We start from the raw sequence: 12,656 nt of genomic DNA on the forward strand, positions 1-12,656 counted from the left end.
TCGCTTTGTCCTGCCATCGGTGCGGTCCCTAGGCTGACGGCGCCCGACCATCCCTGTGGACGCACTGGAGCACACATGCCCTTCGAGACCATCGCCGGCGACTTCTACGGCTTCGCGAACCAGCTCACCGACCGGGAGAAGGACTTCCTGACGACGCTGCGTGCCGACCTCGAGTCGGAGCTCAAACCGATCGTCAACGAGAACTGGGAGAAGGCGGAGTTCCCGCGCCGGACCGTCGATGTGCTCCACAGGAACGACGTCATCGGTCTCGGCTTCCCGGAGACGGCGGCCTTCGAGAACTCGGCCGTGTTCCGCGGCTGGGTCGCGCTGGAGCTGGCCCGGGTGGACGCCTCGGTGAGCACCTACGTCGGCGTCCAGAACGGCCTGGCGCTCGGAGCCCTCGGCGTCTGCGGTTCGGACGAGCAGCGCGCAGAGTGGATGCCGAAGCTCGCGAGCGGCGAGGTCCTCGGGGCCTTCGGCCTCACCGAGCCGACCTCAGGCTCCGACTCGGCGCGCGGGCTGAAGACGGTGGCCACGCGCGACGGCGACAACTGGGTCCTGAACGGCTCCAAGCGCTGGATCGGCAACGCCACCTTCAGCGACATCACCATCATCTGGGCGAAGAGCGCCGAAGACGGCCAGGTGAAGGGCTTCATCGTGCCCTCGTCCAGCCCGGGCTACACCGCGACGAAGATCGAAGGCAAGCAGTCGCTCCGGATCGTGCAGAACGCGGACATCACGCTCGAGAACGTCGTCGTCCCGGAGTCGATGCGCCTCCAGAACGCGAACAGCTTCACGGACACGGCCAGCGTGCTGCGGCTGACCCGCGCCGAGGTGGCGTGGGCGGCCATCGGGGTCGCCGTCGGTGCCTACGAGGCGGCGCTGCGCTACACGACGGAGCGCGAGCAGTTCGGCAAGCCGATCGCCGGGCACCAGCTGATCCAGGATCTGCTCGTCAAGTCCATCGGCAACATCACCGCCTCCATCGGGCTCTGCACCCGCGTCTCGCAGATGCTCGACGACGGCGAGCAGCGCGACGAGCATTCGGCGCTCGCGAAGGCGTTCGCCACCGCGCGGATGCGCGAGACGGTCGCGTGGTGCCGCGAGGCGCTCGGCGGCAACGGCATCGTGCTCGAGTACGACGTCGCGCGCTTCTTCGCCGACGCGGAGGCCCTGTACTCCTACGAGGGCACGCGCGAGATGAACACGCTCATCGTCGGCCGCGCGATCACCGGCCACGCGGCCTTCGTCTGAGCTCGCCTCCGGCCTCGCCTCGCGCACTGCCTGTCCCGCACATTCGTGACGAATCGTCGCTTGAGCCGCGTGTAGGTGCACATTCGTGACGAATCGTCGCTTGAGCCGCGTGTAGGTGCACATTCGTGACGAATCTCGGCCTTGCTCCCGGGACCGATAGTGTGGCCGCATCCCGTTGGCGAACGATCAGGAGGACCCCCGTGGCGTGGTTGGTGACCGGAGGCGCAGGCTACATCGGAGCGCACGTGGTGCGGGCGTTCCGGGAGCAGGGCATCGACGTCGTCGTCGTCGACGACCTGTCGAGCGGCCACGCGGAGTTCGTGCCGAGCGAGGTCCCCTTCTACCGCGGCAGCATCCTCGACGCCGAGTTGCTGGCGCGCATCTTCGCCGAGAACCCGGTCAGCGGCGTCGTCCACGTGGCCGGTTTCAAGTACGCCGGGGTGTCCGTCCAGCGCCCGCTGCACACCTACGAGCAGAACGTGACGGCGACGGCCGTGCTGCTCGGCGCGATGCAGGAGGCGGGCGTCGATGCGATCGTCTTCAGCTCCTCCGCCGCGGTCTATGGCACGCCGGATGTGGACATCGTCACCGAGAGCACGCCCAAGAGCCCGGAGTCGCCGTACGGCGAGTCGAAGCTGATCGGCGAGTGGCTGCTGCGCGACCAGGGCGTCGCGACCGGGCTGCGGCACACCTCCCTCCGCTACTTCAACGTGGTCGGGTCCGGCGAACCGGGCTTGCGCGACACCAGTCCGCACAACCTGTTCCCGCTCGTGTTCGACGCGCTGGTGGAGGGACGGACTCCGCGCATCAACGGCGACGACTACCCGACCCCGGACGGCACCTGCGTGCGCGACTATATCCACGTCGCCGACCTCGCGACCTCGCACGTCGCAGCGGCGAAGCGATTGGATGCGGGGGAGCCGATCGAGCCCGTCTACAACCTGGGCAGCGGCGACGGCGTCTCGGTCGGGCAGATCATGTCGACCGTGGCCGAGGTGACCGGCATCCACTTCACCCCAGAAGTGGGGCCTCGACGCGTGGGCGATCCGGCGAGGATCGTGGCCTCAGGCGAGCTCGCAGCGCGCGATCTCGACTGGACGATGCGTCACACCCTCGACGATATGGTCCGCAGCGCCTGGGAAGCGCGGCAAGCGGCATCCTGACACCCTCCCGCACCCCGTCCGAGACGGCCGGGCGTGTCGGGATTGTTGTCGTTCCCCGGCGCGTCGCGAACTCTCGACCGGCGGTCAAGGCTTTACGATTCGCGACTTGACGTAAGCGAATGACACCGGTGTAATTAGGGGAACGCGAGAATCTCGTGTTTCAGCAGTTCATGGGTGGGGAGACCGATATGCCAGTGCCTGAATATCGTTCCGGAGTACCCGACGACTGGTTCATCGATCCGGTCCGGCTCGGGGTGCCGGGCGTCCGCGCAGCCGCTGTCGACGACGACAATCCGCTCGCCTGGCAGACGGACGCGCTGTGCGCCCAGACGGACCCGGAGGCGTTCTTCCCCGAGAAGGGCGGCTCCACTCGCGACGCGAAGCGCATCTGCACCTCGTGCGAGGTGCGGTCGCAGTGCCTCGAGTACGCGCTCGCCAACGACGAGCGTTTCGGGATCTGGGGCGGCCTGTCCGAGCGCGAGCGCCGCAAACTGCGCAAGCGCGCCGGCTGAACCGTCTTCTGATCCGCGCCGCGCCCGGCGCAAAGACGTGATCGGCGCGACCCCGACTTAGGCTGGCTCCCGATGTATCCGAGAGTCACCGCCATCGTCGTCGCCCAGAGCGGCGGCCCCCGCCTGCAGCGCACTCTCGACGCCCTCGCGGAACAGACCCGTCGACCGGACGCCGTGATCGCCGTCGACTGTGCGACCGCCGACGACGCCACCCGGCTGCTGTCGGAGTTCCACCCCACCCAGCTGCTGAGCGTCCCCGAGAAGCTTTCCTTCGGCGCCGCCGTCGCCGCCGTGCGCGTGCTCCCTCCCGCCGCGGATTCCGAGCAGCTGCTCTGGCTTCTCGCACAGGACACCGCGCCCGAGCCGCAGGCCCTCGAAGCACTGCTGGCGGCCCTCGAAGTCTCGCCCTCGGTCGCCGTCGTCGGTCCCAAGCTGGTGGATTGGGACGATCCGGCTCTCATCCGCGAGTTCGGCGAGGCGATGACGCCGTTCGGCGCCTCGGTGCCCCTCGTCGAGAACGAGCTGGACCAGGCGCAGCACGACGGCCTCAGCGACGTGCTCGCCGTGTCCAGCGCCGGAATGCTCGTGCGCCAGGCGCTGTGGGAGCGGCTCGACGGCTTCGACCCGGCCCTCCCGACGGTGGATGACGGACTCGACTTCTGCACGCGGGCACGCCTCGCCGGGTTCCGCGTCACCCTTGTGGCGTCCGCCCGCGTCGCGGTCGCCGGCGCCGGCACGGCCGGGCCCAACCTCTCGCCGAAGTGGACCGTGCGGCGCCGCCTGGCGCGGGAGCGGCGTGCCGCGCAGCTCCACCGGCGGATGGTCTACGCGCCCGGCTGGGCCGTCCCGCTGCACTGGCTCGCGCTGGTGCCGCTCGGCATCCTCCGCGGGCTGCTGCGGCTGCTGCGCAAGGAGCCGGGCTCCGTCGGCGGCGAGCTGCGGGCGGCGTTCCGCGTGGCGTTCTCGGGGCTCGCGGTCAGCAACGCGCGCCGGCGCCTGGCGTCGGCCCGCGAGGTGGGCTGGGCGGCCGTCGCGCCGCTGCGGATCCCCTTCGCGGAGGTGCGTCGCAGCCATGCGCTCAAGCGCGAGGCCGCGATGGTCCGCCAGCAGGGGGAGAAGCAGGACCTCGACTTCTTCGGCACCGGCGGCGGCTGGGCGGTGCTGGTCGCCCTGCTCGTCGGCGTCGCGCTGTTCTTCCCGCTGACCGGTTCCGGCGCCCTCACCGGCGGCGGCCTGCTCCCGCTCCACGACTCGGTCGGCCAGCTCTGGGCGAACCTCGGCTACGGCTGGAGGGATGTGGGCCTCGGCTTCACCGGCGCCGCCGACCCGTTCTCGGCCGTGCTCGCCGTACTCGGCACCATCACCTTCTGGCAGCCCTCGCAGTCGCTTGTCGTGCTCTGGCTACTCGCGCTTCCCCTGGCCGCTCTCGGAGCCTGGCTGGCGGCCGCCCGCCTCACCGCCCGTCCCACCCTCCGTGCCTTCGCCGCCCTCGCCTACGCTCTCGCACCGACGCTGCTCGTGGCGCTGCAGGGCGGACGCCCGTCGGCCGTGCTCGCCCACATCCTCCTGCCGTGGCTGTTCTTCGCCGGACTCGCCGCACGTCGCTCGTGGGCCGCAAGCGCCACGACCGCACTGCTGGCCGCCGCCACGGCCGCCTGCGCGCCCATCCTCATCCCGGCACTGCTCATCGCGTGGATCGCGGCCATCGTGTTCGCCGGCCGGCGTGGCGCCCGAATCGCGTTCATCCCCCTGCCCGCGCTCGTGCTCTTCGCACCGCTCGTCTGGGAGCAGGTCTCGCGCGGTGCCTGGGCATCCGTCCTCGCGGACCCGGGCGTTCCGCTCGCCGCCCGGCAGACTCCGGCCTGGCAGCTCGCGCTGGGCTTCCCGGACGGCCTGCTCGGAGGCTGGCACGAGCTGGCCTCCCAACTCATGCTGCCCTCGACCGCCGCGAACATCGCGGTGCCGATTCTGCTCCTGCCGCTCGGGGTCCTGGCGATCCTGGCCCTGTTCCTGCGCGGGAGCGTCCGGGCGATCGTCGCGCTCGTCGTCGCTCTCGCCGGCTTCGTCAGCGCCGTCGTGGCGCTGCACCTGCAGGTCGCCGTCACGGGCGGGACGGTGGTCCCGATCTGGCCGGGGAGCGCGCTGAGCCTCTACTGGCTCGGCCTGATCGGCGCTGCCGTGCTGGGGCTGTCCGCCCTCGGCCGGGCGGCGGTGTACCCGGCGTGGGCCGCCATCGTCACTCTTGCGGTGCTCGCGGCGCCCCTCGGGGCCATGGTCCTCACCGGCCACAGCGACGTCGCCGAGAGCGACGGCCGCACGATGCCGGCCGTCGTCACCGCGAAGGCCTCGACACAACCGCGGACCGGGACGCTGCGCATCGTGCCGCAGGCCGACGGCGGCATCAGCGCGGCTATCGTGCGCGGGAGCGGTCAGACGCTCGACGACATCTCGACGCTCGCGGACACCCGCCGCACCCTCACATCGGGGCAGCGCCAGATCGCCGAGCTGGCCGGCAACCTGTCGTCGCGCAGCGGGTACGACGCCTCCGCGTCGCTGAAGCGACTGGGGATCGACTTCGTCCTCCTCACGCCTCCCGCGAGCGCTCTCGACCGCTCTGACAACTCCGCGGCGGACGCCACCCGGATGCGCGCCGCCGTCGCTATGGATGCCAACCCGCTCCTCGCGCAGGTCGGTGCGACCTCGACGGGCCGGCTCTGGGCCTTCGACCGGGGAACCGGCCAGATCGCCACCGCAGCGCAGATCCCGGCAGGAGCCGGCGGGCTGTGGCGGGTCATCGTCCTGGTCGTGCAGGGAATCGTGATCGGGATCACCGCCCTCCTGGCGATTCCGACCTCGCGCTCCGCCGATCGCGTGTCGGAGCTCTCCGCCCGGCGCCCGGGCAGGCGGAGGGACGAGGAGGCCGCCGTCGAGCCGGACGACGAGCCGCCCGCCCCGGACGAGACGTCCGAAGGCGTGGCCGGCGAGAGCGTGAGCGAGTACGAGGCCGAACCCGCGGACGAGGCAGTGGTCGAGTCGGCGGAGGAGGACGAGATCCCCGCTCGCGAGCCGGAACCGCCCGTGGCAGCCGCTCAACCCGCCGTGGAGGCGGAGGCTGACGCGGAGGCGGAACCCGCCGCAGAGTCGGAGCCCACGGTGGAGCGGGTGACCACTCCGCCCGCCCCGACCACGCTCGAAGAGGGCCTGGAGGAGACCATCGTCCGTCCGCGACGCAGCTTCGAGGGAGGCGACCATGGCTGACCGCAGAGGCCTCGCACGAATCGGCTTCCGCACCGCCGGCGGCCTGATCGGCATCGGTGTCGCGCTCGTCGCGGTCGCCGGCGCCACCGTGCTCCCGCTCCCCGGGTTCGCGATCAGCGCGCCCGCCGAGACCGTGGCTCCGGTTCCGGCCGACCAGCAGCGCGTCTGCCCGGGATCCCTGCTCGAACTCGCCGCGGATGCCGGCGCGGCCACCCGCCCGAGCACGATCGGACCTCCGACCGTCGCCTCCGACGCGGATGGACCCGACCTCCGGACCGACCCGCTGAAGCCCGACGCCGACGCGTCCTCGACCGAGGACGGACCCTCCGTGGTCAGCATCGCCACACCGAAGGGCGCGACCACGCCTCCGCTGTTCGCCGCCGCCCAGCTGCAGGCGGCCGCGACCGACGACCTCGCCGGACTCGCTGCCGCCGCCTGCGCGGAGCCGAGCGCGGACACGTGGCTGGCCGCCGGATCCACCTCGCTCGGTCAGACCAGCCTCGTGCTGCTCGCGAACCCCAGCAAAGTGGATGCCACGGTGACGCTCTCGATCTACACCGAGAGCGGCCCGGTGAGCGCCCCCGGCGCCGCCGGCATCCTGGTCCCCGCCGGTGCGCAGAAGGTGGTCCCGCTGTCCGGCCTCGCGCCGACCGCGGCCGCTCCGGTGGTGCGTGTCCAGACCAGCGGCGGCCAGGTCGTTGCGTCCCTCCAGCAGAGTTTCGAGCAGGGCATCCAGCCGCGCGGGGCGGAGATCGCGGGAGCGACCGGCACGCCCGGCCCTCAGCAGATCATCCCGGGCGTGACGGTGGCATCGATGGCCGCCATCCAGGGCGCTCAGTCGGCCGAGAGCGTCGGCGTCGACTTCCCCGTCGTCCGGCTGCTCGTGCCGGGTGACAAGGACGCGCAGGTGACCGTCGGCGCCGTGGGGGAGGCCGGGACGTCCGCCGGGAACTCGTACGCCGCGAGCCTCAAGGCGGGAACCGTCGCCGAAGTCCCGCTCGACCACCTCAAGGACGGCAGCTACACCGTCACGGTCAACTCGACCGTTCCCGTCGTCGCAGCAGCACGCACGTCGGTGATCGGCGCGAAGACCCGCGACTTCAGCTGGTTCTCCTCGGCGCAGCCGCTGCAGAAGAGCCTGTTCGCCGCCGTACCGTCCGGCCCTCAGGCCACGCTGCACTTCGCCAACAGGGGAGAGGCGGATCGCACGGTCACCGTGCAGGGCCTCGCCCACGGCAGCAAGCCCATGAAGGTCGCCGTGCCGGCGGAAGGCGGCGCCGGCCTCCGGGTGGCGGCGGGCACCTATCGCATCACGGGCGCGGACGGCCTCGAGGGCAGCGTCAGCTTCGGTGCCGACGGACGTGCGAGCAGCTTCGCGCTCGCTCCGCCCGGCCCCCTGGCCTCGCCCATCAGGGTCTACCCGAACTAGCCAGGCCGATTCCGCACTCACGCCTGAGAATCACATCATCCCAGCGGACGCCGCTGCTCGTGGTCGCGTGATGAAACGCGTCGGGTCGTGTCCTTCCATGTAGAGAACACTTTCGATACTGGGTTGGACTGACATTGACACGCTTACTGATGACCACCTCGCCGCGGCCTGACCGTTCCTTCCGGTCCAGGCTGGTGCGCCGGTGGCGGCTTGCGGCGCTGGTCGCGGGCTGCCTGGCTCTCGGCGCGCTTGTCGCTGTTCTCGTTATTCCGAAATACTTCGCCGAAGCATCCGCGACGTCGGTGTCCACCGTTTACAAGACGGCGACCAACCTCACCAACGGCAGCAGCGCTGCGTCGTCGGACGCACCCGGCGGGGCCAAGACGGGAACCGCTAAGCCCAGCGACGTGCTCAAATGGGTGGTCGACTACCAGAACAACACAACGGCAGCCGCATCGGTCAACCTCAAGGACGTCATCACCAACGCCGGCGCCTACGTCAATGGGTCTCTGCAACTGCCGCCGAACCAGAACGCGGTCGGAACCATCTCCCCGCAATACACCACCAACGCAGGGACCACCTGGGCCACGGGCACGCCCCCGGCGAACGCCAATGGTGTGGGCTTTACCGGTACGTTGGTACCGCCGGGCACTCAACAGCGCTCACTCAATGTTCAGGTACCGACGGTGCCTCCGCTCGCGACCCCTGCCGGAGACGGCTACAACGTCGCCCTGCGCAACGGCCTCGTCTACGCGGTCTATCACCACAACGGCACCGGCAGCTTCGTTTACTGTTCGCAGCAGGACGGCTCCCTCTGTCCGGGGTGGAGCGCCCATGTCCTGACCTGGTCATCGACCTCTGGTACGGCTCTGGGAACAGGCACCACCTTCGTCGGCTATACGGCGTGGGAGAACGGCACGTGGATATCCGGCAACAAGTTGTTCTTCTTCGTGGGGGCAGGGGCGACCGGGTCCCCGGGGGCCCTAGGCACGGGGTGTGTGGATCTGTCGACAACCCCGGCGAAGAGTTGCGGGATGAACGTGTTCTACAACAACGCTAGCGACATCAGCAACACTATCGGCGCGCAAATCGGAAGCACCGGCATTCCTGCCACTAACGGCAACGTTTATGCGGTCGCGCAGACCACGACCGGTGCGAACCTGGTTTGTGTCTCTGTCTCCACCGGAGGCAATTGCGGCGTGCTGAATTTGACCAGCTACAACATGCCGGGCAAAGCGATGATGTCCTCAACGTTCGGGAACTACGTCTTCGCCAGCGTTCCCGTGCCAAATGGCACCTGGCTCGCTTACTGCTACATCGCAGGTGGCAGCCTGTGCCCGGGACAGTGGCCAGTGACCAGTAGTGCGAGCATCCGGACTGGTCCACCGTTCGCGCCGATCCTGTCCACGACCGGAGTCCTGACGGGCGTGTGCACGATTCCGAACGGCACCGGATCGTTGGCGTCAACCTGCTGGAACCTGGCTGGCACCGCGCTAGCGTCCTCGCCCTACGCGGGAACCAGCGCCGGGTTCGCCGTGCAGACGGGAGGCCCCGGTGACGCCTTCATGCAGGGCACAAAGGTGTATGTCGCTAGCTTCAATACCGTCCTCTGTGTCGATTTCGCGACGTACTCCGGATCGGGGACGGTGCCGTTCTGCAACAATTTCACCCCACCGACTAGCACGGCTAACTACACCGTGCGCTCGGCGTCCCAGGTCGCACCGAACTGTCTCGTCGCTGACGGTGACGGCGCCCAGATCCTCTTCTTCGACGGCATCACGGGTGGCGGTTGCACTACCGCGTCCAGCCCGGCGAGTGTGACGGTGACGCCGCTGAACTCCTATTGCGGCTCCGGGGCGGCCGGTTTCAGAGGCTGGGGCAGTCTCACGCTGCCCGGTGCTGTCACGACCGCTTACACGAACGCGACCATCACTTTGAGGGACCAGAGCAATAACGTGATCACCGGGTTCAATGGTGTGACATTGGCTGCTGGAACACCGCTGTCCTTGGCAACGATCCCCACGTCGGTGACGTCGATCACCGCAACTGTGACCGTCAATGGAATCAACGACGCGACTGGGGTCACGAGTGGGCAGGTCGCAATCTCGTGGCAGGGCGATCCGCCGCAGATGTGCTTCCAAACAAAGGCCCCCAATGTGGCATGTGACGCGGCGGCACCGCTGATAGTTTCCAACACGGCTAACGCTGTCACCACGTCAGCGTCGGGTAGCGATGCGCCGAACGGAAATACGACCGGTGTCGTCCAGTTCTCCGACCGGGCTTCCTTGTTGCCAGGAGATTCGCAATGCGCCCTGGTCTTCCAGAAGCTGCCCTCGGTGCAAACGGCGAGGCCCGGGGACAGGGTCACGTACACGATCCTTGTGACAAATGCGGGGTCCCAGGCGTACAACAACGCCACCTTCACCGACGACCTGACCGACGTCCTCAAAGAGGCGACGTTTGTCAGTGGGCCGGTGGCTTCCTCGGGTACCGCATCGTGGACGTCTCCGGTCTTGTCCTGGTCCGGATCGCTGGCTAACGGAGGGACCGCGACAATCACTTACGATGTGTTCGTCAGAACCCCGGACGTCGGCGACCATTTGCTTGTGAACACGGTGGTCTCCTCGACCCCCGGAAGCTTTTGTACTTCGGGTTCGACGGACACTCGTTGTACGGCGACCGTGGCTGTCCAAGTGACGGACGTGCTGTGGAAGAAGATCGACGCGACCGGGGCCAAGAACATCCTCACCGGCGCGGCCTTCACCTTCACACCCGTCGACGGGGCGGGGAAACCGACCGGCCCCGCGATCGTCGTGACCGACTGCCAGGCCGCGTCACCCGCCCAGTGCACCGGGAATGACATCGATCGGATCGGTGGCCAGTTCAGACTGACCAACCTGGGCCCGGGGACATACCAGCTTGTCGAGACGCGAGCCCCTGTCGGGTTCAAGCTCAATTCCACCCCGATTCCGGTGACCATCACCTCCGGCTCCCCGGTCTCGGTGAGTTTGGCCGATGTGGTTAACAAGCAGCTGCCCGTCCCGACGATTCCGCTGACCGGCGGCCTAGGGACAGACGCGCTGACCATCACTGCCGGTGGCCTGTTCGCGACCGCGCTCGGCCTGGTCAGCTGGCAGCTGATCCGACGCCGCCGCACAGCCTGAAGACCGCCCTGGGCTCGCCCATCACCGTCTACCCGAACCAGCTGCGCCGATTCCACACTCACGCCTGAGAACCACACCACCCAGGCGGCGCCGCCCAGGTTCGGGCTCTAGCGGCGACGGTGCCGACCGGCGGCACGTGTAGGTGACCACTTCGTCACCTTTTTTGCTCGTGGTCGCGTGATGAAACGCGTCGGGTGGTGTCCCTCTATGTAGAGAACCCTTTCGATACTGGTTGGACTGACATTGACACGCTTACTGATGACCACCCCACCGTGGCCTGACCGTTCTTTCCGGTCCAAGCTGGTGCGCCGGTGGCGGCTTGCGGCGCTGGTCGCGGGCTGCCTGGCTCTCGGCGCGCTTGTCGCGGTTCTCATTGTTCCGAACCACTTCGCCGAAGCATCCGCGACGTCGGTGTCCACCATTTACAAGACGGCGACCAATCTCACGAACGGCAGCAGCGCTGCCTCGTCGGACGCACCCGGCGGTGCCAAGACGGGAACTGCTAAGCCCGGCGACGTGCTCAATTGGGTGGTCGACTACCAGAACAACACAACGGCAGCCGCATCGGTCAACCTCAAGGACGTCATCACTAACGCGGGCGCCTACGTCAATGGGTCTCTGAAGCTACCGCCGAACCAGAACGCGGTCGGAACCATCTCCCCGCAATACACCACCAACGCAGGGACCACCTGGGCCACGGGCACGCCCCCGGCGAACGCCAACGGTGTGGGCTTCACCGGCACGCTGGTACCGCAGGGCACTCAACAGCGCTCCATCAATTTCCAGGAACAGCCGGGCACCGGATTCTCGACCACGGGTGGTGATGGTTACAACGTCGCCATGCGGAACGGCCTCATCTACGCGGCCTATCACCACAACACGTCAGGCAGCTTCGTCTACTGTTCGCAGCAAGACGGCTCCGTGTGCCCGGGGTGGAGTGCCCATGTCCTGACCTGGTCATCGACCTCCGGTACAGCCCTGGGAACGGGCACCAAATTCGACGGCACTACGGCGTGGGAGAACGGTACGTGGATATCCGGAACCAAGATGTTCTTCTTCGCGGGGGTGGGGACGAGCCAATCCCCTTCGCCTGTGGGCACAGGCTGTGTGGATCTGTCGACGACTCCGGCGACGAGTTGCGGGTTCACCCAGTTCGACGTCGGTAGCTCGGTCTCCGGCAATATCGGCGCGCAGATCGGAAACAGCGGCATTCCTGCCTCCAACGGCAACATCTATGCGGTCGCGCAGACCACGACCGGGGCGAAGCTGTTCTGCGTCTCCGTCTCCACGGGAGCCAATTGCGGCACGCTGGCGCTGAACAGCACGAACGTACCGGGCGTGGCGATGACGTCCGCGACCTTCGGGAGCTACGTCTTCGCCAGCGTTCCCGTGGCGGGCAGCAGCTGGCTCACGTACTGCTACATCGCAGGTGGCTCGCTCTGCCCGGGCGCGTGGCCAGTAGCCAACAGCGGTTCAAGCGCCCTGGGTGGCGCGGAATTCGCGCCCATCCTGTCCACGACTGGAACCGTGACAGGGGTGTGCACGATTCCGAACGGACCCGGATCGTTGCCGACATCAACCTGCTGGAACCTGGCTGGCACCGCGTTGGCGTCGTCGCCCTACGCGGGAACCGGCGCCAAGTTCAGCTCGGCGGGTAACTCCGCCGGTGACGCATTCGTCCAGGGCAAAAAGGTGTATCTCTCTGGCGGTAATACCGTCCTCTGTGTCGATTTCGCGACGTACTCCGGATCGGGGACGGTGCCGTTCTGCAATAACTTCACCCCACCGACGAACAACATCAACTACACCGTCCGTTCGGCGTCCCAGGTCGCACCGAACTGTCTCGTCGCTGACGGTGACGGCGCCCAGATTCTCT

At 68.3% G+C, this 12,656-nt stretch carries 7 protein-coding genes; all 7 read left to right on the forward strand.

Annotated features, from left to right (window positions below):
* Positions 1-75 precede the first annotated feature (75 nt).
* Entirely contained in the window at positions 76-1,254 is a 1,179-nt protein-coding gene (locus tag ACPYOG_RS06810; RefSeq protein WP_481293487.1) for an acyl-CoA dehydrogenase family protein, read from the forward strand.
* Positions 1,255-1,454: 200 nt separating this feature from the next.
* Positions 1,455-2,417 carry a UDP-glucose 4-epimerase GalE gene (galE, locus tag ACPYOG_RS06815; RefSeq protein ID WP_481293488.1) on the forward strand — a complete coding sequence of 321 codons (963 nt, stop codon included), beginning with the start codon at positions 1,455-1,457 and terminating at the stop codon, positions 2,415-2,417.
* A gap of 188 nt (positions 2,418-2,605) precedes the next feature.
* Positions 2,606-2,929, forward strand: coding sequence for a WhiB family transcriptional regulator (locus ACPYOG_RS06820; protein WP_090036697.1), 324 nt, complete (start codon positions 2,606-2,608; stop codon positions 2,927-2,929).
* A 72-nt stretch (positions 2,930-3,001) separates the two neighbouring features.
* Entirely contained in the window at positions 3,002-6,187 is a 3,186-nt protein-coding gene (locus ACPYOG_RS06825) for a glycosyltransferase family 2 protein (RefSeq protein ID WP_481293489.1), read from the forward strand.
* Positions 6,180-7,616 carry a DUF5719 family protein gene (locus ACPYOG_RS06830; RefSeq protein ID WP_481293490.1) on the forward strand — a complete coding sequence of 479 codons (1,437 nt, stop codon included), beginning with the start codon at positions 6,180-6,182 and terminating at the stop codon, positions 7,614-7,616. Before ACPYOG_RS06825 ends, ACPYOG_RS06830 begins: the two co-directional genes overlap by 8 nt.
* Before the next feature lie 149 nt (positions 7,617-7,765).
* On the forward strand, positions 7,766-10,780 hold the full coding sequence (locus tag ACPYOG_RS06835) for a DUF7927 domain-containing protein (RefSeq protein WP_481293491.1): 3,015 nt from the start codon (positions 7,766-7,768) through the stop codon (positions 10,778-10,780).
* A gap of 258 nt (positions 10,781-11,038) precedes the next feature.
* Positions 11,039-12,656: hypothetical protein (locus tag ACPYOG_RS06840; protein WP_481293492.1), on the forward strand; the 1,618-nt coding region annotated here is incomplete at its 3' end.

The sequence above is a fragment of the Leifsonia sp. HAY1-4F genome (assembly GCF_056755275.1).